At 58.6% G+C, this 24,896-nt stretch carries 18 protein-coding genes; 10 read left to right on the top strand and 8 right to left on the bottom strand.

Annotation, left to right across the window (positions count from 1 at the left end; all coding sequences use genetic code 11):
- Window positions 1–94: 94 nt before the first annotated feature.
- Genes mvk through G583_RS13695 form a run of 7 tightly spaced genes read left to right on the top strand, consistent with a single transcriptional unit; the run spans window position 95 to window position 10,102 of the window.
- The gene (mvk, locus tag G583_RS13705) at window positions 95–1,216 is read left to right on the top strand and encodes a mevalonate kinase (RefSeq protein ID WP_022869536.1); all 1,122 of its coding nucleotides are present in this window, start codon (window positions 95–97) and stop codon (window positions 1,214–1,216) included.
- Window positions 1,216–2,187 carry a diphosphomevalonate decarboxylase gene (gene mvaD / locus G583_RS0102060; protein WP_022869535.1) on the top strand — a complete coding sequence of 324 codons (972 nt, stop codon included), beginning with the start codon at window positions 1,216–1,218 and terminating at the stop codon, window positions 2,185–2,187. The genes mvk and mvaD overlap by 1 nt, the downstream gene beginning before the upstream one ends.
- Window positions 2,184–3,272: a phosphomevalonate kinase gene (locus G583_RS13700; protein WP_022869534.1), complete on the top strand. Its 1,089-nt coding sequence runs from the start codon at window positions 2,184–2,186 to the stop codon at window positions 3,270–3,272. The genes mvaD and G583_RS13700 overlap by 4 nt, the downstream gene beginning before the upstream one ends.
- Window positions 3,273–3,274: 2 nt before the next feature.
- Window positions 3,275–4,363, top strand: a complete 1,089-nt coding sequence (gene fni, locus G583_RS0102050) for a type 2 isopentenyl-diphosphate Delta-isomerase (RefSeq protein WP_022869533.1) — start codon at window positions 3,275–3,277, stop codon at window positions 4,361–4,363.
- Between the two features lie 55 nt (window positions 4,364–4,418).
- Complete coding sequence (locus G583_RS0102045) at window positions 4,419–5,504, top strand: hydroxymethylglutaryl-CoA reductase (RefSeq protein ID WP_022869532.1); 1,086 nt, start codon at window positions 4,419–4,421, stop codon at window positions 5,502–5,504.
- A gap of 18 nt (window positions 5,505–5,522) precedes the next feature.
- Window positions 5,523–6,671 (top strand): hydroxymethylglutaryl-CoA synthase, encoded by a 1,149-nt coding sequence (locus G583_RS0102040; protein ID WP_022869531.1) that lies wholly within the window; start codon window positions 5,523–5,525, stop codon window positions 6,669–6,671.
- On the top strand, window positions 6,668–10,102 hold the full coding sequence (locus G583_RS13695; RefSeq protein ID WP_022869530.1) for a DEAD/DEAH box helicase: 3,435 nt from the start codon (window positions 6,668–6,670) through the stop codon (window positions 10,100–10,102). Before G583_RS0102040 ends, G583_RS13695 begins: the two co-directional genes overlap by 4 nt.
- Before the next feature lie 10 nt (window positions 10,103–10,112).
- Here G583_RS13695 and G583_RS0102030 read toward each other — a convergent pair whose 3' ends face one another.
- From G583_RS0102030 to G583_RS0102005, 6 genes are all read right to left on the bottom strand, one after another.
- On the bottom strand, window positions 10,113–11,990 hold the full coding sequence (locus tag G583_RS0102030) for an HNH endonuclease signature motif containing protein (protein ID WP_022869529.1): 1,878 nt from the start codon (window positions 11,988–11,990) through the stop codon (window positions 10,113–10,115).
- Between the two features lie 326 nt (window positions 11,991–12,316).
- On the bottom strand, window positions 12,317–13,189 hold the full coding sequence (locus G583_RS13690) for an ABC transporter ATP-binding protein (protein WP_022869528.1): 873 nt from the start codon (window positions 13,187–13,189) through the stop codon (window positions 12,317–12,319).
- Window positions 13,186–14,871 carry an ABC transporter permease gene (locus G583_RS13685; protein ID WP_245540559.1) on the bottom strand — a complete coding sequence of 562 codons (1,686 nt, stop codon included), beginning with the start codon at window positions 14,869–14,871 and terminating at the stop codon, window positions 13,186–13,188. Before G583_RS13685 ends, G583_RS13690 begins: the two co-directional genes overlap by 4 nt.
- Entirely contained in the window at window positions 14,826–15,857 is a 1,032-nt protein-coding gene (locus G583_RS0102015; RefSeq protein ID WP_022869526.1) for a thiamine ABC transporter substrate-binding protein, read from the bottom strand. The genes G583_RS13685 and G583_RS0102015 overlap by 46 nt, the downstream gene beginning before the upstream one ends.
- A 186-nt stretch (window positions 15,858–16,043) precedes the next feature.
- Complete coding sequence (locus tag G583_RS0102010; RefSeq protein ID WP_022869525.1) at window positions 16,044–17,507, bottom strand: MFS transporter; 1,464 nt, start codon at window positions 17,505–17,507, stop codon at window positions 16,044–16,046.
- Window positions 17,508–17,515: 8 nt separating this feature from the next.
- On the bottom strand, window positions 17,516–18,604 hold the full coding sequence (locus tag G583_RS0102005) for an agmatine deiminase family protein (RefSeq protein WP_022869524.1): 1,089 nt from the start codon (window positions 18,602–18,604) through the stop codon (window positions 17,516–17,518).
- 313 nt (window positions 18,605–18,917) lie between these two features.
- Here G583_RS0102005 and G583_RS0102000 point away from each other — a divergent pair, with 313 nt between their 5' ends.
- Together G583_RS0102000 and G583_RS0101995 are read left to right on the top strand one after the other, a co-directional pair.
- Window positions 18,918–20,288, top strand: a complete 1,371-nt coding sequence (locus G583_RS0102000; RefSeq protein ID WP_022869523.1) for an FAD-binding oxidoreductase — start codon at window positions 18,918–18,920, stop codon at window positions 20,286–20,288.
- A 46-nt stretch (window positions 20,289–20,334) separates the two neighbouring features.
- Window positions 20,335–21,267, top strand: a complete 933-nt coding sequence (locus G583_RS0101995) for a DMT family transporter (RefSeq protein WP_022869522.1) — start codon at window positions 20,335–20,337, stop codon at window positions 21,265–21,267.
- On the opposite strand, the gene G583_RS0101990 is transcribed toward G583_RS0101995, so the two are convergent.
- Window positions 21,264–22,664 (bottom strand): aspartate ammonia-lyase, encoded by a 1,401-nt coding sequence (locus tag G583_RS0101990; protein ID WP_022869521.1) that lies wholly within the window; start codon window positions 22,662–22,664, stop codon window positions 21,264–21,266. The genes G583_RS0101995 and G583_RS0101990 overlap by 4 nt on opposite strands.
- Window positions 22,665–23,445: 781 nt before the next feature.
- On the opposite strand from G583_RS0101990, the gene G583_RS16140 reads away from it, so the two are divergent.
- On the top strand, window positions 23,446–24,306 hold the full coding sequence (locus G583_RS16140; protein WP_022869520.1) for a M23 family metallopeptidase: 861 nt from the start codon (window positions 23,446–23,448) through the stop codon (window positions 24,304–24,306).
- 77 nt (window positions 24,307–24,383) lie between these two features.
- On the opposite strand, the gene G583_RS13675 is transcribed toward G583_RS16140, so the two are convergent.
- On the bottom strand, window positions 24,384–24,878 hold the full coding sequence (locus tag G583_RS13675) for a MarR family winged helix-turn-helix transcriptional regulator (RefSeq protein ID WP_022869519.1): 495 nt from the start codon (window positions 24,876–24,878) through the stop codon (window positions 24,384–24,386).
- Window positions 24,879–24,896 lie beyond the last annotated feature (18 nt).

Below are 24,896 nucleotides of genomic sequence, written 5' to 3'. Positions count from 1 at the left end.
TTCGGTTGAACGGTTAAACATTCGGCACAGCACTTCGGGTGGCTTAGAATAAAGAGTTCCGATTTGTTTTGACTTAGAGGTTTCTTTCATACCGATGAGACACAGTGCACCACACGGTGATATTTCCGGGTCCAACGCTCAGTGGAGTGACAGCGGCGTTGAGCAGTCGCTGACCGGGCGGGGCCGGTTGACCGACCCTTTATTAGGCGGCGGGGTTGGCAAAGTTGCCGGCAGTGGCGTTGAAACCGGTTTGGGCTCGGCTCATGGGAAAGCTATTTTATTGGGCGAACACTCGGTCGTGTACGGGGCCCCGGCTATTGTGCTGCCACTGTTGGACCTGCAAGCCACCGCTTCTATTCGTCGCGCTCGCCGTGGCTATATCACCTCGGATCTCTACACCGGCCCGCTGACACACGCACCGCTCCACATGGATCCGGTGCTCACCGCGCTGCGTGTGTCAGCAGAACAACTCGATGTTCGCCCCGACCGGGTCGAACTGATTCTGCGCTCCACCATTCCCTTTGAACGTGGTCTGGGGTCCTCGGCGGCCACTTCCGCCGCGGTGGTCCGTGCGGTCGCGAATTTGGCGGGCGTACGGCTCAGCGACGCACAAACTCACGCCCTGGTCCAAGAAGCCGAACACGTAGCCCATGGAACCTCATCTGGTTTGGACGCCCACGCGGTGCAGTCGATGACACCGCTGCGTTTCCAACAGGGCAAACCCACCACCGTTAAGGTGGCCGAAAAGTGCACCTTCGTCATCGCTGATACCGGCACCTCGGGCTCGACCGCAGCGGCCGTTGACGGTGTCTCGATGCTGCGGGACATCCAACCTCGCGTGGTAGATCGGGTCGTAGAAGACCTCGCGAACCTGACCGATGACGTCGTCTATTCACTGGGCATCGGCGACCCAATTCGCGTCGGACAATCCATGCACGAGGCCCATTCACTGTTGGCTTACCTGGGGGTTTCGTCACCGGCGCTGGACGCCGTAGTCGCAGCAGCCCTGGAAGCCGGAGCCTACGGTGCCAAACTCACCGGATCCGGCTTAGGTGGCTGTGTGCTGGCCGTCGTACCGGACCAAGAACAAGCCGGTGACGTAGCCGCCGCCATGACCGCTGTAGGCGCGACCCGCACCTGGACGACCTCGCTGATTCCAAACGATTTTGATTTGATGACCGCACCAACCGCTCGTGTTCGGCAGGAGGACCGCTAGTGGCATCCATTGCGCGAGCCCATCCCAATATTGCCCTGGTTAAATACTGGGGTAAAGCCGACGACGAGCTGATCATTCCGGTGGCTGGTTCGATGTCGATGACCCTCGACCAGTTCGCGACCACTACCAGCGTCGAACTGACTACCGGCCACGACACTTTCGAACTCAACGGGGCCTCAGCCGATGCCAAAGCCGCGGGGCGAACAACCACGTTCTTGGATCTGGTGCGCTCGCTGGCCGCCGAAGCCGGTCTGGATACCGCCGATGCCCGCGCCAACGTGGTCTCGACCAATGAGGGACCAACAGCAGCCGGTATGGCGTCCTCGGCCTCCGGTTTTGCCGCGTTGGCCACCGCCGCGGCACATGCATACGAATTGGAGTTGTCCACCAAAGATCTCTCTCGGCTGGCCCGTCGCGGATCGGGCTCGGCCTCACGCTCACTGATCGACCGATTCGCCGTGTGGCACGCCGGAACCTCGGACGAGACCAGCTACGCCGAAACCATTGCAGCACCGGATATGGCGATGGTGTCGGTGACCGTCAACGCCCAACAGAAAAAGGTTTCCTCACGCGAGGGCATGGTCGCTACCCGCGAAACCAGTCCGTTCTATCAGGCGTGGATTGATACCACCGTCACCACGCTCGACGAGATGATCGCAGCCTGTGCAGCAGACGACTTCACCCGCGTCGGTGAGATCACCGAAACCCACGCCCACCGCATGCACGCCGTCATCAATGCCACGCACCCACCCATCCGGTACTTGGCGCCGATCTCCTGGCAGGTCTTTGAAGAAGTCACCGCCATGCGCGATGACGGCCTCGAAGCCTATGCAACCGCTGACGCCGGACCCAACGTGGTCATCATCTGCCGCCCAGACGATGCCGACGCCGTAGCGCAGCGCGTTGCAGCGTTCGGACAAGTCAACACGTTTCGACCGGGACCCGGAGCCCACCTGGTGGACGCTGCATGAGGCCACTGCCATTTCGGGTGGCCGCACCCGGAAAGCTGTATGTGGCAGGCGAATACGCCGTCGTGACCGCAGGACAGCCCGCCATCTTGATCGCGGTCGACCGGTACGTCTCCATGACCGTGACACCTGCAGAACCGGCACCAACTGATGCCCCCACCGCGCAACTACTGGCCAACGATCACGGCGTCGCTGCCGCAACGCACCAGAGCTTTGGCTCCGACTATGCCCTGGCCGCGTGGCTCGTGATGGACAAACTGCGTCAAGAACGCGGCATCCAACGCATTGCCGCTGACCTACATTTCAGCTCCACCCTGCGTTCGGAAGCCGGTGAAAAATACGGACTCGGCTCCTCCGGCGCGGTCACCATGGCCGTGGTCACCGCATTCAATGAGCTCTACGACCTCGGACTGTCCGTCATCGAAAAAATTCAACTCGGCATCCTGGCCTCCATTGAAATTTCGCCAAAATCCTCGGGTGGCGATCTGGCCGCTGGTGCACTGGGTGGCTGGGTGTACTACCAGGCCCCGGATCGCGAAAACCTGCCCCGCGTGCTCACCGGTAACGCCGCGGTAGCCGACGCGATGACCGGACCGGCCTGGATTCCGATGCGTGCCCGACGTATCCCCACCCCGACCGACCTCCAAGTTCTGATCGGTTGGACGGGCAGTCCGGCCGAAACCGATCAACTCGTCAGCCAGGCCACCTCAAACGGGGGAGCGCTGAACTGGGATGACGCCTTTCTGCGACCGTCTGCCGCCAACGTCAACAGCCTGATCCTGGCGCTGGGCGACGAAAAATTTCCACTCATCCACGCCGGCATCCGCACCGCCCGAACACTGTTAGCGCGCATGGCCGAGCACACCGCAACGTTGATCGAAACACCCCAGTTGACCGCCCTCATCGAAACCGCCGAGCTGATCGAAGGCGTCTCCGCCAAAACATCGGGAGCCGGTGGTGGCGACTGCGGTATCGTATTGGCCGAACCCACGGTCGATCCGGCCGTCATCTACAACACCTGGCAACAACACGGTATCCAACCGCTACATCTGAACGTGACCCAACTGGGTGTCGGGCTCAAGGAGTAACCATGGCACAATCCCGCAAAGATGATCACATTCGCCTGGCCGCAGCCCAGCAAGAACAACTCGACGGCGCCAACAACGCCTTCGACGACATCGATTTTATCCACCACGCACTTGCCGGCATCGACGCCGACGACGTCGATACGAGCACCCGGGTGGGACCCTGGACGTTCGATTCGCCGATCTACATCAACGGGATGACGGGCGGAACAGACACCGCGCTGCCAATTAACACCGCACTAGCCAAAGCCGCCGCCGCAACCGGAGTTCCCATGGCTTCCGGCTCGGTCGGTGTGGCACTCGACGACCCAGAAACCGCACCATCGTTTACCGTCATCCGCGAACATAACCCCGACGGTATTGTCTGGGCCAACCTCGGGGCCGGACGCACACTGGACCACGCCAAGGCCGCCGTCGATCTACTGGCTGCCGACGGACTGCAGCTGCACGTCAATCCCATCCAAGAAACCGTCATGCCCGAAGGCTCCCGGAACTTCTCGTCCTGGTTGAGTCTCATCGAAGACATCGTCGCCGGACTCAACGTGCCGGTGATCGTCAAAGAAGTCGGCTTCGGACTCAGCGCCAAAACGGTCGCCCAACTGCACGACATCGGTGTAGAAATCGTGGACGTAGCCGGTAGTGGAGGCACAAACTTTGCCCGCATCGAAAACGATCGCACCCCGCACCCGTCATCCGTGATCGATGCCCACGCCAAATTCGATTGGCTCGAAGCCATGGGCCTGACCGCCGTCGACTGTCTCTTAGACCTGGCGCAAAGCACCCAGGACGTCACCGTGTTAGCCTCCGGCGGTGTGCGCAATCCCCTGGACGTGGTGCGCGCACAAGCACTGGGTGCCAGTGCGGTGGGTCTGGCCGGCGTCATGCTGCGCGTGGCCATGTCCGATGGGGTCGACGGCGCAATCGAAGTGCTCAACCTCTGGAAAACACGCATCCGTCAGATTTATGCTCTGCTCGGGGCCCGTACCGGACACGGATTGACCGCAACCGACGTGATGGTCACCGGTGACAGCGCGCAGCGGGCCCGGGCCCGCAACATTGATGTCACACGGTTCGCTGACCGTGTCAGAATTTGACCAACACGCACCCTGAAGTCCACAGTAAAGAACACGTGAAGCGCAAAGGAATGCCGTGATCGATCCAACTGTCATTGAACCTTCTCAGTCCACCTATCAGGACACCTTTACCACCGCTGTGCCCACCCGCTGGGTTGGACCACTGCGCATGAGCGGTGCGGCCTTCGACGGTGTTGAGGAACTCGACGTTCCGCTGGCCACCTATGAAACCCCCTTGTGGCCATCGGTAGGGCGCGGCGCAAAAATCTCGCGCATGCTCGCATCCGGGATCACCGCGACTGTCCACGACGAACGCATGACGCGCTCGGTACTGTTCAGCGCCACCGACGCCTCCGCTGCACAAGTCGCCGCGGACACCATCCTGGAACGCCTTGATGAACTGGCCGACGTCGTTCGCCAGGGCTCCCGATACGCCCAGCTGATCGAAATCCACCCCGAAATCGTGGGTAACCTGCTGTTTCTGCGCTTCGCCTACCTGACCGGCGATGCCTCCGGGCACAACATGGCCACCGCGGCTTCCGACTCCCTGATGTCTACCATCCTGTCCTGGAATATCGGACTGTCCTACGGTTCGATCTCCGGGAACTTCTGCACGGATAAAAAGGCCACCGCAGTCAACGGCATTCTGGGTCGCGGCAAAAAGGTCACCGCGGAGCTGATCATCCCGCACGAAATCGTCGAGAACAACCTGCACACCACCGCCGCAAAAGTGGTCAAACTCGTGGTGGAGAAAAACTACGTCGGTTCAAACGTCGCCGGAGCTATTCGCTCGGCCAACGCGCACTTTGCCAATATGCTCTTAGCGTTCTATTTGGCAACCGGCCAGGATGCCGCAAATATTGTAGAAGGTTCCCAAGGATTCGTGTGGGCTGAGGACCGCGATGAAGGCTTATACTTCGCTGTGACCTTGCCCCACCTGATCGTCGGGACCGTGGGCAACGGCAAACACCTGCCCTATATCGAAGAGGCCATGGCGCGCATGGGGATCGGTCAAAGTAGCGAACCCGGTGCAGACTCGCGTAGACTGGCTAGCTTGATTGCAGCTAGTGTACTGGCGGGCGAATTGTCGTTGCTGGCGGCCCAAACGAACCCTGGTGAATTGATGCAAGCCCACGTGGCCTACGAACGCCCCGAAGCATAAGGCAAAAAGGAGAAATCGGTGAAAATAGGCATCCACGATTTGGAAGTCGCCACCACCCATTACGTGCTGGACCTCGATACCCTGGCAGAACGTCATGGCATCGACCCCAAAAAGTTCAGCCTCGGATTGGGCCAGGACGCTTTCTCCATGCCAGCACCTGACGAGGACATAGTCACCATGGCCGCCGAGGCCGCCGCGACCCTGCTGGCACGTCACGATGTTTCCAAAATCCGCCAGGTGCTGTTCGCCACCGAATCCTCGGTCGACCAGTCCAAGGCCGCGGGTGTCTACCTCCACGAGCTCCTCGGACTGCCCGCCAACGTGCGCTCCGTGGAACTCAAACAGGCATGTTATTCGGGTACCGCCGCGCTGCAGATGGCCGTCAATGCCATTGCCCGGACTCCGGAAGAACAGATCCTGGTCATCACATCCGACGTCGCGCGCTATGCGTTGGATACCGGGGGAGAGCCGACCCAGGGTGCCGGAACCGTCGCCATGCTGGTATCCGCCAACCCAAATCTGGTCGAAATCGAACCGGGCTCTGGCTTCCACACCTCGGATGTCAATGACTTCTGGCGACCCAATGACTCGACCACCCCGTATGTGGATGGCCAACTGTCACTGGATGCCTATTTGAACGCCACGACCGCAGCGTGGGATGACCTTGCGGCCCGACGCGAGCTTTCCATCGACGACGTCGACAGGTTCCTCCACCACCAGCCGTTTACCAAAATGGCCCGCAAACAACTCGCAGCGCTGGCCGAACACACCGGCCAGGAGCTGTCGGACGAGCTGATCGAAGAATCCATGAGCTACAACCGTGCGCTCGGGAACACCTATACGGCCTCGTTGTACTTCGCGCTGACCGCCCAGCTGCATAACAATGCCGAGCTGGCCGGCAAACGCCTCGGCTTCTTCTCATATGGCTCCGGTGCGGTCGCTGAATTCTTCACCGGTGTAGTCCAAGAAAACTATCGCGATCATATCTATCCGGATCACGTGGCCAAACAACTCGACAACCGGGTGGCACTCACCTACGACGAGTACCGCGACCTGCACAGCAATTTTGCGGCCACATCGGAAACCTTCACCACACAACCCACCACCCATGCACCCTTCCGGTTGAGCGGCGTAACCGAATTCCAACGCCGCTACGAGGCACAGTGAGCTACCCATTCGTTGATATCCAAGCACTGGTTGCCACGTTTGGCGACACCATGGTCGAACGCGGCCGCAACTATGCCGCCCAAGACCGTGTCCTCACGCTGAAATTCAACGACGAATCCGGCCGCCTCGTCGGTCGTGTACGTGGCTCCGAAGACAAAATTTGGCGGGCCTCCGTGACCTTGCGCAAAACCGAGGGCAGTCTCGGTGGCATTCCCATTTGGGATGTCGACTGGGCAAGCTGTAGCTGCCCGGTGGGTCTCGACTGCAAGCACGCCGCCGCACTGATTTTTGAATCGAATCAGCGCACCGTGGCAACCTCCGATGTGCTGACCGCGGCCGATCTGGAACAGTCTCGAGAACCCGAAGAAGCCGAAACCGGCATTCCCGGGTTATCGTGGCGTCAAGTCGTCAACGAACTGCTACCGGTCATGGACTCGGACCAAGAATTTACCGATGTCGCCCTCGGTGTAGAAATTGATGCACTGCACACCGAACCATCTGGCTACCGCACCCGTTTCGTATGGCGTGAAGCCACCGCCAATGACCTCCAAGAACACACCGACCTGACCGTGCGTTTACGCCCGCTCCGGGTGGGCGCTCGTGGTCGTTGGATCAAGGGCAACATGAACTGGACCATGTTTGACCTGCCCTTCCACCAGTCGGCGCACGGCGAATACCAGTTCCTACCTGAACAACACGATGCCCTGCACGAGCTCAACCGACTCTATACCTCGTCGGTCTCATCGTTGGGTTCCAACGACGTCATCACGCTGGCGACCATCAACATGCCCCAAATGTGGGACGTCCTGGACAAAATCGATGACGCCGGTATCCCGTTGATCCCGCTTCAGAAAATCATCAACCGGGTGACCATTACCGAACCTGCACGCATGATCTTCGACGCCGCGGAAAACGAGCAGGAAGACATCGCGCTGTCCATCCAGGCACAGCTGCCATCGGAAACCCGCATTCCCTCGGGCACCCTGGGCGCCATCGGCCTGTACACGATTGATTACTATCCCGAGTCCGCCACCGCAGACATCAACGTCATTCCGGTTGCCCAACCGCTGAGCCGCACGGTCATGGATCTCATCGAGTCACCCGAGCCGATGCGCATCCCGGCTGATGACACCCAAGATTTCTTCGACAACGTGTACCCGTTGCTGGCCGGCGTCATTCCGTTGGCCAGCCACGACCATTCCGTGGACCTGCCAGATATTCCTCCGTCCACCCTGGAATTGACGCTCGAGTACTACCAGGCCACCCACCAGGGTGAGCGTCAAGACCACGTGCGCATTTCCTCCCGCTGGGACTATTTGGGCACCGAGGACCAGACCGAGCACCAGCACCAGGTGCTCGCCGACATCTCTGACGACATTGAGTTGGGCGCGATCCCGGGCAAAACCATTCTCATCGGTGCCGATGCCGCCCGATTTGTTGATGAGTCGCTGCCAGAACTGTTGCAGCACGACTATGTGCGCATTGTTGAGACCGAAGAACGTCCGGCCTACACCCGCTTGACCGGTGAACCACACATCGTCATCAACGCAACGCAGTCAGAAAAGAATGACTGGTTCGATCTTGGTTTTCAGGTCACCATCGAGGAACGCACAATCCCGTTTCGTCAGCTCTTCATTGCCCTGGTACGAAACCAGAACAGCCTGCTGTTAACCGATGGCACGTATTTCTCCTTGGATAACGAGGCGTTCGACCCGCTGCGGAAGTTGCTGGAAGAAGCCTCGACCATGGACGACTTCGGTGTTGAGTCGACTTCCATCTCACGGTTCAACTCGGCATTGCTCGACGATGCTGAAGAAGCCGCCGACGCGTTTCATGCCGATCCGGCGATTGTTGAATGGCAGAACGCTCTGGCCGTGCTCCGTGAAGCCACTGATATTCCGAAGCTGGACGTGCCAGCCACGCTTGATGCCGAGCTACGCGATTACCAGCACGAGGGTTATGAATGGTTGTCCTACCTCTACGACCTGGGCCTGGGCGGGATTCTTGCCGATGATATGGGTCTGGGTAAAACCCTGCAGTCGTTGGCTATGATCGTACGGGCGAAGGCCCAAGGGGAGCAGCGCCCGTTCTTGGTGATTGCTCCGTCGTCGGTGTTGCCTGTGTGGCGTGATGAGGTCGAGCGTTTCGCCCCTGACCTGCGGGTAGCTGTTGTAGATGTTTCGAATCTGCGGCGTGCCGAGACGATTGAGTCGATCCGTGAGCGTGCTGACGTTGTCGTGACGTCGTATTCGATTGCTCGTTTGGATGAGGCCTTCTTGTCGGAGGATCCGTGGGCCGGGCTGATCTTGGATGAAGCACAATTTGTAAAGAACCATCAGACCAAGGCTCACAAGGCGATTCGCAATTTCCGTGCTGGATTCAAGTTGGCGATCACCGGTACTCCGATGGAGAATACTCTGTCGGATTTGTGGTCTATTTTCCGTCTTGTCGTGCCGGGTATGTTGCCGCGCTTTGCGAAGTTCCGGGATGATTATTTGCGTCCTATTGAGGCCGGGCAGCGTGTGGCGCGAACAGAACCGGGCAAGACTGATGATGTTGAGACGCAGGTGCAGCGTCAGACGCGCTCTCGTGAGGTGATGACGAAGTTGCGGACGAAGATTCGGCCGTTCATGCTGCGTCGTACTAAAGAGTCTGTGGCTGCTGAACTTCCTGAAAAGCAGGAAATGGTCTTGCAGGTGCAAATGGAGCGCGAACATGAGCAGCTGTATCAGCAGATCCTGCAACGTGAGCGTAAGAATGTGCTGAATCTTGTTGCTGATATGGATTCGAACCGGATTTCGATTTTCCGTTCGTTGACGCTGCTTCGGATGTTGGCGTTGGATCCATCAATTGTTGATGACGAGTATGCGCATGTCCCGTCGTCGAAGCTCAATGATCTGATGGCACGGTTGACTGAGATTCTGCCCGAGGGCCACCGTGTACTGATCTTTTCGCAGTTCACGTCCTTCCTTGGACGTCTTGGTGAACACTTGCAGCAGCGCGATATTGATTACGCATATCTGGATGGCTCGACTCGGAATCGTGGGGACGCGGTTGATCAGTTCCGTGCGGGTGATGCTCCGGTGTTTTTGATTTCCTTGCGGGCTGGCGGATTCGGTCTGACCTTGACCGAGGCAGATTACGTGTTCTTGCTGGACCCTTGGTGGAACCCAGCGGTTGAAGCTCAGGCCGTCGACCGTGCACACCGTATCGGCCAGGACAAGAACGTGATGGTTTATCGCATGGTCTCGAAGGGCTCGATCGAGGAGAAGGTCTTGGCATTGCAGCAGCAGAAGATCGAAATGTTTGCTGCCTTGACTGAGGACGATACGGCGTTTGCTTCAAACGTCACGGCGGATGATATCCGCGCACTTTTCGATGACAGCCCCGTGGATCTTGGCGACATGACCGATATGGAAATCGAATCATAAGTTCGCGGTGTTAGATATTCCAGTAGGCATTGCGCAGCAGCGGCTGATATGGATCGAGCCATGCAGCTGGTTGGAAGAACGTTAGACCGTCGGCTTTTCTGATGGTCCATTTACCGTGATGGACTGCCGTGTGGTGGCGGGAGCATAACGTGATGGCGTTAGTTTCGTCGGTGTGTCCACCGCAGAGCCACGCAACGATATGGTGGATATCGCAGTAGGCGGCAGGCACCGTACAGCCCGGCGCCTGGCACCCGCGGTCGCGTGTCAGTATGGCTCGGCGTTGGGCCGGGGTGAATAACCGTTTCGTTCGTTCTTGCCGCAAGACGGTATCTGGCCCATTGCGTATTTGTGCCACGATTTCTGCATTGCAGGTCAGGATCTCAGCGTCGGCCGGGTGCATCGGTCCCGAGTTGATCACTTCAGACTCAAATGGGGTCCAAGGGACTGGGCTGACATGATCGTTGAAGTCTCCTCCAGGATCTCCCCGGTCAGTTGTCCTCGTCGTATCTGGATTCGGTCGTTTGATAATTGGTGGCAACAGTCCGTCTGGGCCGGGTGGACGCTGTGCATCCGGCGGTAGAGGTGGATAGCCAAGCGTCTTGTACGCTGTCTGGATGTCTTGCACGACCACTAACTGCGCTGATGCTCCGTGGCATTTCTTCACTCCGATTTCCGCGGGTTCCATGCTGAGGATCGTGTTGAGCATGCCAATGAAGATTGCGCCTAGTTTTTGTCCGTGCGTCATTGAGTCAATGAGCGCCATATATCCTGCTGAGACTGGCTGACCTTCGGAATCTTCGGCAACGGTCTCCTTTGGATCCTCGACAGGGACGTCCCTGTCGAGGTCCGGGGCAATATCTGAGTTCAGCAGCTCAGCAAGTTCCGGTGGAATAACCGGAGCTTTGCCGTTGAAATTGGACTGATGCAGAATAAAGTTCTTAAATTTGGCGTAGACCTCGGGAGTCGCATCCATCCAGATTCTGCCGCTGCCGTCAGGTTGTCCTCGTGTTTTGAGTGCATTGTCAGCCTTCTTGGCAAGGAGTTGAGCAGGCGACGGTCCATCTGGGCTGATCTCATGCGCGATACGATCCATCCATCGACGCTTTTGCTGACTCAGTTCTTCGGGACTGGCAGACTCTCCGGCTTCGACTAATCCGTGCTCAAAGAAATGCATAATTTGGTCTTTGAATTCGGTTGTTTTGCCTGATTTCTTTGCATATTCGATGAGGTCTTTATCCATGCCAACTAATCGATCGGCATTTTCGCCGGGTAGGCGTCCTGCGGTGAATGACTCAGCTAGCTTTGGAAAGATTGGCTGGTTCGCTTGTTGCTGTGGGTCGGTGCCAGGGCGAGTGGCAAAGTATGTAGCGCGATCGAGGTGCCGTTGTGCTGCGTTCGACGAGAGTTTCATGGTGTCGCGCAGATATTGTCGACTATCACGGAAGGACGTTTCCGCATGCGTTGCTCCCAGGTACTTGATCTGATCACGCATTACGGAATCGACCATGCCAGCGTAGTTTGCCATCATCACCTCGTTGGTACGAGTCAGCTGGGTGAACATTGTCCCGATGGCGGGCAGCGTATCGCAGTAATTCTCCGGTGGGGTAGGGGTGGGCGCGGGCAGCGTTGCCTCATCGCACTCAACGTTGACTTCATCAGTGTTCTGCTCGGCGCCCTGCAAGCCTGACCAGTCAGCACCACCAGACTGTGTGAAGGTTGCAAGTTCGTGGAACGTGGCTGGATCCGCCATGCGCGCAGCCGCGATATGGCTGAGTGTGGTTGCCGCATGAATGATTTCACCGATTGACGCGTCATCGGCTGCTTGGAGGTCAACGATATTCGTAGACACGGGAAGTCCGATGGGCGGCAATATCTCAGTGCGATCCACGATGAGCATCCTCTCAGCACAGGGGATGGAACAAGGGGTAGTAGTGACCTCGGAAAACGAATAGTAGCGGAAGAGAAGCGTGATGACGTATTCCTACTATTTTACCCCGACAGGACAGTTCTGGCAACACTCTTGAGCATATTTTAACAAGGTTTTAAGTAGGAAGATACTTTTCTTTGGCTCCGTAGCATGAGTTTTATCTTCTGTCATTGAGTGTCGTGGCTTTTGTGGATAACTTGCAGTCAAAAGATGCGGGATTTCCACAGGTCAACGCACACGCATGACAAGCGTGGCTAAGGCCTTAGTTGAAGTAGGGCACCGAGAATTTAACGGCGGAGCTGCACCATCACGGTGTCGCCGACGGCACCGTGGCGTCCGGGTAGCACCACGTGCTGATCGATGAGTTCGACGGTCGTGGATTGTTCGGAGACCGACGTGACCCTCCCGGAGACCTCGCCGATTCCGCCCAATAAGCGAGTCACAGATTCGGTCAGCGCGGAACTATCCAACTCACCGACCGGTCCGAGTTCGACGATCTTGCCGTCTTCGACCACGGCGATTCGATCGGCGACCGTGGTAGCTTCATCGGCATCGTGCGTTACATAGACGGCTGACGTGCCGGTTTGTTTCAATAACTCACGGATGTCGACGGCGAGAGTTTGCCGCAAGCCACGATCCAGTGCTGAGAGGGGTTCATCAAATAAAATAACGGCAGGATTCAGCGCCAAACACCGTGCCAGCGCGACCCGTTGTGCTTGTCCGCCGGACAGCGCGGTCACCGCACGGTTGGCAAGCTCGGAGATCTGCACCATCTCCAACACCTGCGCGACACGTTGACGACGTTGGGCACGCGGTACTTTGGCGGCTTCGAGACCGTAGGCCACATTGGCGGCCACGGTGCGGTGCGGGAACAGCTGGGCATCCTGAAACACCATGGTGCAGTCCCGCAGATGGGGTGGCACCGGGCGCATCCCGTCGTCGTCGGTGGTTATTCCTGCGACGATGACAGTTCCGGCCGAGGGCTGTTGCAGCCCAGCGATGACGCGCAACAGCGTGGATTTCCCGGCTCCGGAAGCACCGAGGAGACCAACGATTTCGCCTTCGGCAACTTGTAGGTCGGCCCCGTTGAGCACGGCGTCGCCGAGGTTGTGGCCGGTGCCGTAGTGCAGGTGAACGTTCGTGAGGTTGATGGCCTTCATCTGGTGCTCCTGATGCGTGGGCGGATGCGGTCGCCGATGAGTAGGGCGATTGCGGCGACGATACCCAGTACGACCGCTGCGGCCAGTGCCATACCGAAATTATCGGCGCCGGGGCGGTTGAGTAGACGGACGATGTAGACGGGCAGGGTTTGATAGTCGGGGGAGGCCAGGAAACTGGTGGCGCCGAATTCGCCCAGCGCGACGGAGAAGCTCAGGCCGGCGGCCAGCCCCATGGCGCGTAGTAGATAGGGTGCGTCGATGGTGGCCAGGATGCGGGTCGGGCTGGCGCCGAGAACGGCGGCGGCTTGGCGTTGTTTCGGGTCGACGGCGGCGAGGACCGGGATGATGGTGCGTACCACCAGGGGCAGGGCGACGACGGCCTGCGCCAGGGGTACTAGCACGCCGGACTGCCCTAACGAGGGATTCACGGCGTGGATGGACACCAGAAAGCCAAAACCGATGGTCACCGATGATACGCCCATGGGCAGCATGATGAAGGTGTCGAGGAACCGTTGGCCGCGGGCCAGGACCGGGTGGTTGGCGTCGCGGGTAATGATCAGCGAGATCAGCATCGCGGCGACCAGTGTAATGATCGTGGCATCCAGGGCGATCTTCAACGAGTGTTCCAGGGCCTGGGCGGCGGTCGTACCACCGGCAAATCCGGAACCCGAGGACGTGACGAGCAGACGGTAATTGTCAAGCCCGTAGCCGTCATTGGTGATCAGGGATCGTTCGATCAGCGTGATCATGGGCAGCAGAATGATGACGACGACGGCGAACATCGTGACGCCGAAGGGAAACCAGTCGGTGCGCGCCAGCGGTTGGCGTACCGGATGTTGCAAGCGCAGGGCCGTGGTGGCGCGGTGGGAGAGACGCTGGGTCAACCAGACCGAGGCCAACACGAACACGACCTGCAGTGCTGAGAAGACGGCGGCGGTGCGCAGATCGAGGAAGGTTTGGGTTTGCCGGAAGACTTCGGTTTCGATTGTGCCCACGCCGGGGGAGCCTAGGGTGCGCACCAGTGAGTAAGCGGTTGAACAGTAGAGGAACACCAGGCCTGCGGAGGCACCGATCGCGGGTGTCAGTGCGGGGAGGGTGATGGTGCAAAAGGCTCGCGCCCGGGACGCCCCGAGGCTGCGCGCGGCTTCAACTGTGCGCGGGTCTAACATCTGCCACAGCCCGCCAACCTGCCGGGCGATGAGGCTGATGTTGAAGAACACCATGGCCGCGACGATTGCGCCGGTCGTTTGGTCCATGCCCAAGAAGCCGAGCGGCCCGTTGGAGCCCAGGAGTGCGCGGAAGGCAACACCGACGACGACGGTTGGCAGCACGAAGGGCACCAGGGTGATTGACCGCAGCACAGTTCGCCCCGGAAAATCCGTGCGGTAGAGGATATATGCGGCGGGCAGGCCGAACACTACCGATCCAATGGTGCCGAGCACGGCCATGGTCAGTGTGTGGCCCACGATCTGCCAGGTGCGTGTCGTGGTGAGGACTTCACCGAATGCGCTGAGGTTCAGCGCTCCGGCGTCGTCGAGGATACCGCGCAGCAGCATGGCGCCAACCGGCCACGCAAAGAATATGGTGAGGAAGGTGATGACGGTGACAAGTGCGGCACCCCACCCGATTCGAAGGGTCACGAGGTGGCGTTCTCGTAGAGGTCGGTCCAGTCGTGTAGCCACGCTTCGCGGTTCTCTGCGACTTCGGTCAGGTCAGCGGTGATTGGTTCCTCGGCGAGGTCGGCGTGTTGTTCCCAGGCCTCGGGTAGGGCTACCTCATCGTTGACCGGGTACATGTACATTTCTTCGGGCAGTGAGCTTTGGAACTCGGTGTCGAGCATGAATTCGATAAACGCTTTGGCGCCGTCGGGGTTGACCGCGTTGTCGACCACTCCGGCGTATTCGACCTGTTCGGTACAGGTGCCCAGAGCCGAGGAGGTTCGACCTTCTTCGGCAGACGGTGAGGAGGAGTAGGAGAGCACCAGTGGGTAGTCGCCGTCACCGGCCGAGCTGAAGTCTGAGTAGTAGGCATCAGACCAGCTGCCGGCAACCTTGGTGCCATTGGCCAGTAAGTCTTGCCAGTAACCCTGCCAGTCGTCTTGGTCGGTAATGGTGGCGACCAAAAATGCGAGCCCGGGCGAGGAGGTGGTGGGATCGGTCGTGACGAAGAGCCCCTCGTAGGCGGGATCGGTGAGGTCATCCAGGGTTTCGGGTGGTGCAATGCCTGCCTCGTCGAACCATTCATTGTCGATATTGACGCACACTTGGCCGTGGTCGATGGGGGCTAGCTGGTCTTCGGTGTCGGCATCGACGGTGTACTGTTCGGCTGAGCCCAGGTCGGCGTCGTGGGGTGTCAGCATGTCGTGGTTGAGCAGTTCTGGTGCAGAGTAGCTGTCGATACCGTAGACCCCGTCGACCGTGGGGTTGTCCTGCTGCAAGATCAGTTGATTCAGCATGGCGACGGCATCGCCCGGGGAGGTGGTGGAGACCGAGTACCCGGACTCGTCTTCGAATGCGGCGATGAGTTCGTCGGGCACATTGAACGAGTCATGGGTCATGATCGTGACCGTGGGCTGGGTTTCTTCGGCGCTGTCCGGGGCCTGGTCGGCAATAGAGCAGCCGGTAAGTGCCAGTGCACTGGCGACCAGTAGCGGTAGAGATTTCTTCATGGTTCCTCCTTACTAGGAGGGCACGCAGTGCGTGGAGAGTTACGACTTCCTCCGCCAGTATGAGCTGGATTCAGGTTCGAGGGTCTGCTTTTGCACTCTCAGCAGCATGTTTGGGCTGCTCCCCTGTCGATGCCCTAACCTACCGCATGCGTGCAGTGGCTTCGAGGCCGGTGTAGCTGTGTGACGCTATTTGGCTTCATGGCCCTGCGGTACAGCGGCCTGCACGCGACGGGTGCCGATAATATCAACGACGGCGACGACCAGCGCGGCCACGACCATCAGCATGATCGTGCCGAAGGCTGCCACAAAGGCCCAGTTCCAGGAGTATGCTGCTGCAACACCGAATAGCATCGAGGTGATCAGGGCGGTGCCAACCGAGGTCCCAACGCGTTGACCGGTTTGCATGACACCGCCGGCAACCCCTGATACGTGGGCGGGGACTTCGATCAGCGATAGCGTCTGATTGGGCGAAACGATAAACCCTTGCGCGACCCCGAGCAGAGCCAAGGTCATGATGAGCCACCAGACCGACCAATCCCACAGATGCACGCCCACCACGACGAACATCGACGAACCCAGGGCGGTCAGCGTGACTGTCATGCCCCAGGCAACCATGGCGCGGCCAGCGCGCAGCACGTAGCGGCCGGCAATCTGGGAGGTGATGGATGTTGCGACGGCCGAGGGCAGACCCACCAGTGCGGCGAGCAGCGCTGAGATACCGTGTCCGGTTTGCAAGAAGATCGCGACCGTGACCCACACCGAGGTGGAACCGGTAAAGAACAGACCGATTAGCAGGGTGCCATTGCGATACGAGCGGTTTTTGAACAGTGCCATATCGACCATCGGGTCGCCGCCGCGGCGTTTATAGCGGCGTTCCCACCAAACCCACCAGGCTAAAATGATGACGCCGATGGGGAGCATGATCAAGTAGAGCCCGCCCTTATCGAGTTCTAAGAATGTCCACATCACCAACAGGGTGCCCAGGGTGAACATGGTGGTACCCACGGGATCGATATCTGGTTTGTGGTGTGTGTCGTCTATGCCTTCGGGCACATAGCGTCGCCAGGCTGCAGCGGGGAAGTTGCGGTAGGCAGACCACATGGCGGCCGCGGCGATGGGGACGTTGACCAAAAACGTCCAGCGCCAGCCCAAATCCTGGCCGAGCAGCGCGATCAGACCGCCACCCAGCACCGGCCCGATGGCAACCGAAACTCCGACGACCGAGCCGAAGGATGCGAAGGCGCGTGCGCGGCGTGGGCCGTCGAAGAATTGTTGGATGAACCCCACGGTTTGGGGGTTGAGGAGTCCGGAGCCGAACCCGGTGATAATTCGGGCGGCGATCAGCATGGGGCCGTTCAGTGCGAGCCCGGCGATGAGTGAGCCGAGACCGAAGAGTGCCAGACCCGCGACGAAGAGTTTGCCTCGTCCAAATGTGTCACCGGCACGTCCACCGGCCACCAGTAAGACCCCGAAGGCCAGCGTATAGCCGGAGAGTACCCACTGAATTTGGCTGGTTGGTGCCTCGAGTGAAGCTTGGACGGCCGGGAGGACCACGTTGATCGAGGAGATCGACAGCAGCGACATGAAGACCGGAACGAGTACGACCACCAGGATGGATCGCTGTGTTCTGGTCATGTGCTGTGTGGCCAATGCACTCCTTAGCGTCGGTTGCTGATTTGAGGTTGTGGCAGGGTCACGGCACGAATCGAAGCACCGTGGTCAAAGAGGTCTTGGGCCATGAACGGCACAATGCGATGCTCCGGGTAGAGCTTAGCCAGCAGTTCGTGTGCCTCGGCGTCATGCGGGTCGACGAAGCGCGGCACAATGATGACGTCGTTGAGCACCAGGTAGTCCAGGTATGACCAATTGACGGGGCCGCGCATGTCCGAGTGTGTCTGCGGGGCCGGGATCTCAATGATATCGAGGGGATTGCCGTGTGCATCGGTTGCATGTTGGAGGATCTCGCGTGCCTGATTGGTGACTTCGTGATCAGGATGCGAAGGGTCTGTCTGATTGTGGAGCAGTACCCGCCCTGGGGAGTGGAAGGCGACGAGCTGGTCGATGTAGCCGCCCCATCCCTCGGGGGCTGCCCCCTGGGTCAGGCCGCGTGGTAACCAGATGAAGTGATCGATTCCGACGTTGCGGCGCAGTTCCCGTTCGGCGTTGCTGACGGACCAGCCCGGATTGCGCCGCTGGTCGGTCAACATGGCTTCGGAGGCGATGGCGGTGCCATTGCCGTCGGTTACCCATGAGCCACCCTCGGCGACCATCATGGAAAGTCTGCGCTCGGTCATTCCGGAAGCGGTGTCCAGCAGACCCATGAGGGTGCCGGGCAAGGTGTCGTCGAGGCCGTAGTTCACACCGGGGAGGCGTCCGAAACCATTGAACGTGAAATCCACCATGCCTAACACCCGACGCGGACGCCGTCCACCATTGGCTTGTGGACGGCGGGAGGCAACCATGGTGGGACCGGTGCGACGCAGGAGTGCGTTATTGAAGGGTAGGACCATGGTGTCGATGTCGGAATACACGAAGGAAGACACGGTGCGCTGATCGTCCGGATCAACGAGCAGCGTGACCGGAACGTGGCGATTGATCGTTTCGGCCAACCGGGTCCAAGCACGACGACCAGAGGAGAGTTTCCACAGGGCGGACAGGTTTTGGGCACCAGCGCGCGGGAAGTTCATCCATACCCGTTGTGTGGGTTCAGTTTCGGCCGGGGTAATCCACCGTGACCCATGAGCCATCAGGCTATTCCTCCCTTACGTAGCCGTCTCATCAAGCGCGAGTTGATGTTGAACACGTGCCATGCGCGCAAAAATCTCGTGCCGACTACCCAAACGCCTTGAAGGACACAGTGCTTGGCAACGACACAAGAACACTTGAAGGCTATACTACTCGTCTTGTCGGCGGACTGAAACTAGCTCGCCGTACACATTCTGCGGCTTGAGGAATACGACATGTGCGCACGGAACTGTAATATTCTGGTCGTGTGATAGGTCACGGTGTGGTCGCCGTGTGGCCCATACTGGATGCTTCAACTCGACAATAAGGATTCCCATGCCCGGCAAAACACTCACACAGAACCAAGCGCTCGCCGAATTGCTCGAGTCGCTGGGTGATGCCGTGGTGACCGAAGGACCAGAGCTTGAACGCACGGCCAAAGACAGTTCCCGGTATGTTCCGTGCGGGGCGCCCCTTGCCCTTGTGATAGCCAGCAGCACCGAAGACGTTTCCACCGCACTGGCATGGGCTAATCGGCATCAGATTCCGGTATCCATTCGTGGTGCCGGCACCGGATTGGCCGGGGGAGCGGTCGGGTATGCGAATGGTCTCGTCATTTCTCTGGAACGCTTTAGCACGATCCGTGAAATTGATCCGGTCAATCGGCTCGCCGTCGTGGAAGCCGGCGTCATCACAGCTGACCTGGACATCGCCGTGCGAGAACACGGATTATTTTTCCCACCCGATCCAGCAAGCGTGGAAATTTCAACGGTCGGCGGCAATATCGCCACCAACGCCGGTGGCCTGCGGTGCATCGCCCACGGTGTGACCCGTGATGCCGTTGCCGCACTCGAAGTCGTGCTGGCCGATGGCACCGTACTCGATACGGGTGCACGCACTCGAAAGAACGTGGCAGGTTTGGATTTGACCAGCTTATTCGTGGGCTCGGAGGGCACCCTGGGCGTCATTACCGCGGCCACTGTGCGACTCAAGCCGGTGCCGCCGGGTACCCCGCGCACCTTCCGAGCGAGTTTTGATGACATCCAGTCGGCCGGTGAAGCCGTTACCGCGATCGTCAACGGCGAAGCTCAGCCAGAAGTCCTTGAGCTCATGGACGCCTACAGTGTTGAAATGGTCGAAGAGTTCTATCCCTCGGGGATGATTGTCCCCAAAGCTGCGGTGCTGATCGGTCAAACCGTCGGGCACGATGCCGAACAAACAGCTCACCACATCACGCAGCTGTGTGAACGGCACGGCGCCGTTGAAGTCACCGTGGCTCAGGACGACACATTGCTTGAGGCCAGGCGTCTCGCCAACCCGGCACTGACAGCACGGGGTCTGCGTGTATCTTGTGATGTCGGAGTGCCGGTCGGAGAACTTGCCAACATGTTCCGGGGGATCGAAGCACTCGCTGAAAAACACGATCGGGCCATTACTTTTGTTGCCCACGCTGGCGATGGCAATCTGCATCCAACCGTTGAAGCCGACGATACGCCCGAAGAGCATGAGGCAGCCGAACGAGTTCTCGACGATATTGGCCGGCTCGCTGTCTCCCTGGGTGGGACGCTCACGGGTGAGCACGGTATCGGTGCCGTCAAACACCACGAGCTGCCTATCCAGCTGAGTCAGGCAGTACTTGACACGCAACGGAGTATTAAACAGGCGCTGGATCCCAACAATATTCTCACACCGGGGCGGGCCATCTAGCTTCCGACTAGGCTAAGGGTAGTTTTGTCTACCATGGGAGTTTGCGGTGCTGTATGGGCTACTAGGTATGGCGATCGGCGTGTTGATGCCGTCGCAATCGGCGATCAATAACCGGCTACGTTCAGCGGTTGCCTCGCCCTGGGTGATGGCTACCATCTCCTTTCTGGTTGGGACCCTGTGTTTGGCGGTCCTGACCTGGGCCACAGCCGGCACCCTCGGATTCGACAGCAATCATCTGACTACCCAGCCGGGCTGGCTGTGGATCGGCGGACTCGTTGGAGTGGTCGGTATGACGACGACGGTGTTGCTGTTACCCATCATCGGGGCGTTATATTCGACCGCACTGAACCTCACAGCCCAAGTCATCACCACTATGACCATTGATCATTTCGGTCTGTTTGGTGTCGACATTTACGAAGCGAGCCCCTGGCGGTTGGTCGGAGCCTTGATCGTATTGTTAGCAGCACTGCTCGCGGTTATCGGCGGCCGGGCAAGACCTCAGCTGCAGCGCGCTGCGCCGTCACCGATCTGGTACCTGGTTGGACTCGGCGTTGGCATCTGTTTTGGCATCCAGGTGGCGGTCAACGGCCAACTGACCACTGTGCTGGGTTCGGCCATCCACGCAGGGTTTATCTCATTTCTCGTCGGAACCGCGGCACTGCTCTGCCTACTGGCCATCACCCGACCGTCATTGCGGCTCACCGTACCCGCCGGTGAACGGAAAAACCCGTGGTGGATGTGGTTAGGCGGGGTCCTAGGTGCACTGTATGTAACAGGCGTGGCGTTCTTGTCACCCCTGATCGGATCTGCCGCAACCGTGATTGTTACCCAAACGGGTATTATCGCCGGCTCGCTCGCTGTTGATCACTTTGGTTTGCTGTCAGCACCAAAAAAACCAGTCCAACCACTACAAGTGATCGGACTGGTTTTCATGGTCGCCGGGGTGATCATCATGAACGCCCCGGAACTGTTTGCCTAAATCTCTAGGGCGTCATTAATCAACTGCTGCACTTGCATTTTCGAAAGTAACCCCTTGTCCACGGCCAGGTCGGTGACCTTCGCGCCGGTGGTGTTCGCCTCGACGGCAAGCGCGGTCGCAGCCTTGTAGCCAACTACCGGGGAGAACACGGTGGCCAGCCCAGCGGACCCTTCAACGACGTCGCGCATCAATGCAGTATTGGCGGTGATGCCGTCGATGCACTTCTCAGCAAACATCGTCGCAGCATTGCTCAAGGTCATGATCGAGTCGAACAGCCCACGCGCCATGATTGGCTCAAACGGGTTCAGTTCTAGCTGACCTGCTTCAGACGCCATGGTGATGGCAGTATCGTGGCCAGCAACCTGGAATGCAACCTGGTTGACTGCTTCCGGGATAACCGGGTTGACCTTGCCCGGCATGATCGATGAGCCTGCCTGACGTGCTGGCAAGTTGACTTCTGCGAAACCGCCGGAAGGACCGGAGGAGAGGACCCGAAGGTCATTGGCGATCTTCGACATCGTGGTTGCTGCACGTTTGAGCGCGCCGGAGAGATCCACAAAGATTTGGGTATCTGCGGTGGACGCAATCAGATCGGATGCTGAGGCAATGCCGTTGAGTCCGGTGATCTCGCGCAGATGTTCGATGGCGCGCTCGCGGTAGCCCTCGTTGGCGTTTATGCCGGTTCCGATGGCGGTGCCACCGAGGTTCAGCTCCAACAGGTCAAAGCGGACGCGTTGCAGACCGGTTTCAGCGCGTTCGATCATCACGGCCCAGGCACCAAATTCTTGGCCCAGGGTCATAGGAACAGCGATTTGCATCTGGGTGCGACCCATTTTGACGGCACTGTTGAATTCTTTGGCCTTGGCCTGCAGGGAAGCTTTGAGCACAGCCAAGCTATTGAGCAGGTCGCCGGTCATCTGGTGCAGGGCCAGCTTAAGTGCTGATGGGTAGACGTCGTTGGTCGACTGTCCCATGTTCACGTGGTTCAGCGGGTGCAGCACATCATAGTCACCTTTGGAATGTCCCAGATGTTCGAGTGCGCGGTTCGCGATCACTTCATTGGCATTCATATTGGTGGAGGTGCCAGCGCCACCCTGGATCATGTCCAGAATAAACTGTTCGTGCAGTTGACCCGAGGCCACTTCCTGTGAAGCCGAAATAATGGCGTCGGCGATTGTTGCATCCAGCGCACCAACATCACGGTTTGCTGCGGCTGCGGCCTGCTTGATAATGGCTAGCGCAGCAATGAGTTCCGGAAACTGGTTCAGACGTGTCGACGACAGCTGAAAGTTTTCTGCCGCACGAACGGTGTTGACACCGTAATACGCGTCAGTCGGTAGCTCGACCGTTCCGATCAGATCGGTCTCGGTACGATGGTCTAGTTGAACTTCTGTCATGGCTCTCTTATCCATAACCGCAATGCGACTCGCACTTCCGTAGGACGACACCATCGCGGCTTACACATACGAAGACCCGGGGCGTAACCCCGGGTTCAAATTCATAGTTGCTCCGGGATGTGGAGCAGGTCTAGCGGATCGGTCCGCTTCAGAATCGTCACACACGTCTTTGTATGCGGCGCAGGCCAGTTGGTAACTGACGTATTCGGGCCATCATACAACTGAAAACATATTTCGTCTCTGATGTCTCGACAGCACAGGCACGTTATCCACAATTGCAGCGACACAACGTTGCGCAAATTGTGCCAACCGTAGAGTCAGAGCATGTTTATAACGAGGAGATCACACGATAAAGATGCGTTTCGCTGCTGGGCGAAGCGAGACCTAGCTTACCCGCTGAGGCCTTTGCAATGCATTGCAAGGGGCCCACCGCTGCAGCTTGTTCGGACAGTCAACGTCTGGAATCTGCATATATTTCCAGGAGTGGGTCAGCAAAAACTTCCGTGCAAATATCCGGGTGACCTCGGACGAAACGATCTGTTCGTATGGCGGTAGCTGTATATCGCGTCACTTGTCGTGCGTCGACCTCAGTGAATAGGCTCTGCTCTGAGCCTCTGTTACAAGACTTCCTCCCCAATACGTCCAGCGGTAAATCCGCAGCTCCAGGACGATTAACGATTCGATATCCATGAGCATCCTCTCGGCGATTGGATATAACGAATTGATAACGCTACTATATGAGAAGCAATCTTTGATTTTCCCTTTCTGGTGAGCACTTTTTATGACACTTTCCGAATTTCCTTCACGTCGCTCGCTGCGCGAATCCAGCAGCCACAAGGGTGGACGTAAAGCTCCCGTCGTTACCACGGGCATTGCCGTTGCAGTGTCTTCGGTGGCCGTTACTCTCGGCGCTACCGCATTGAGCGACGGTGAACAGCTTGCCTTCGGCGGCACTGCTAACGCCAGCGGAATTGACGAGGCAGCTGCAGAAAGCCCACGTCAAACAACAACCATTCCTGCGGCCATCAGTGGTGGAGACGAACGAGTCGTTGCCAAGATGACCAGTGAAATGGCTGCCTCCCAAGTTGGTCTGGGACACCTTCACCAAGAAGGTGAAGGCGATGTCGCAGCTGGCCAGCTAGCCGTTGCTGAAGCAACAAACCCAGATAACGGATCCCTGAAATCGCTGCCCGGCAACTTGCAGCTGACCTTCCCAGCGGATTCGACCAGAACTTCTTCCACCTTTGGAATGCGCGGCAACCCAACTGGCGGCGGCACGCAATTCCATGTCGGAACAGATTTCCCGGTGCCAACAGGTACCCCGGTCAAAGCAACCGAATCGGGCACTGTCACCTTTGCTGGAGTTCACAGCACCGGTGGCAATCGCGTCGAAATTGACCACGGCAACGGCGTAGTAACCGCCTACAGCCACAACTCCCAGCTCAATGTTGGGGTCGGACAGACCGTCGGACAGGGTGACACTATTGCCCTTGCTGGCTCAACAGGTAACTCGACCGGTCCTCATATTCACTTTGAAATTAAAATCAACGACAAATGGGTCGATCCAGAATATTATCTGCCTTCGTCATCCAGTGGCGATGACTCCAATAAACGTCTTTACACCGTATCGAGTGCTGAATAACAGTATCCGGTAGAGTTCAAAATCGTCAGGCGGCGTGCCTGACGATTTTTGCTTTAAGCACGCCTTCCCTTGTGAAGCTAGGGGATTGGCAGAATTCGACGCAGTAGGGCGTCCAGGGCTTTTTGGTCTCGTCGCGACAATGCCTCGGTTAATGATTCGTGTACCTGCTCTACGAGTGCTTTGGCTTGCGTATAGAGTTCCAGACCCGCATCTGTGATCGCCAGTAACTTGGACCGACGGTCGTGCGGCGACGTCTCGCGCGTTAGCAATCCGTCAGCTTCAAGAGCTTTTGTAAGTTTGACCGCCTGTGAGGGATCCAGCTGAAGAATTGCGGCGACATCGTGCTGGGCCCGACCAGAACCTGTTGCAATAAACGACAGTGTTGTGTACTGGCGTACGTCGAGCCCGAGGCCAGTCAAGGCCGTGTGCATTCGTGTTTGAAATTCATAATGAATTTGTTCGACCAGAAAGAACAGCTCATCGCCAAGCGGTGAAGCCTGGGCAGCGAGAAGGGACGAAGCCCCACGCTGCGCGGCAGGGATATAAGTCCGGTGATGGTACGGAGAATTCATGGTTTCACCTAAGGATCT

Origin of the sequence: Yaniella halotolerans DSM 15476 (assembly GCF_000420805.1) — a bacterium.
Lineage (GTDB): Bacteria > Actinomycetota > Actinomycetes > Actinomycetales > Micrococcaceae > Yaniella > Yaniella halotolerans.
The sequence above is the reverse complement of the archived record's forward strand: the minus strand, read 5'-3'. Positions and strand labels throughout refer to the sequence as shown.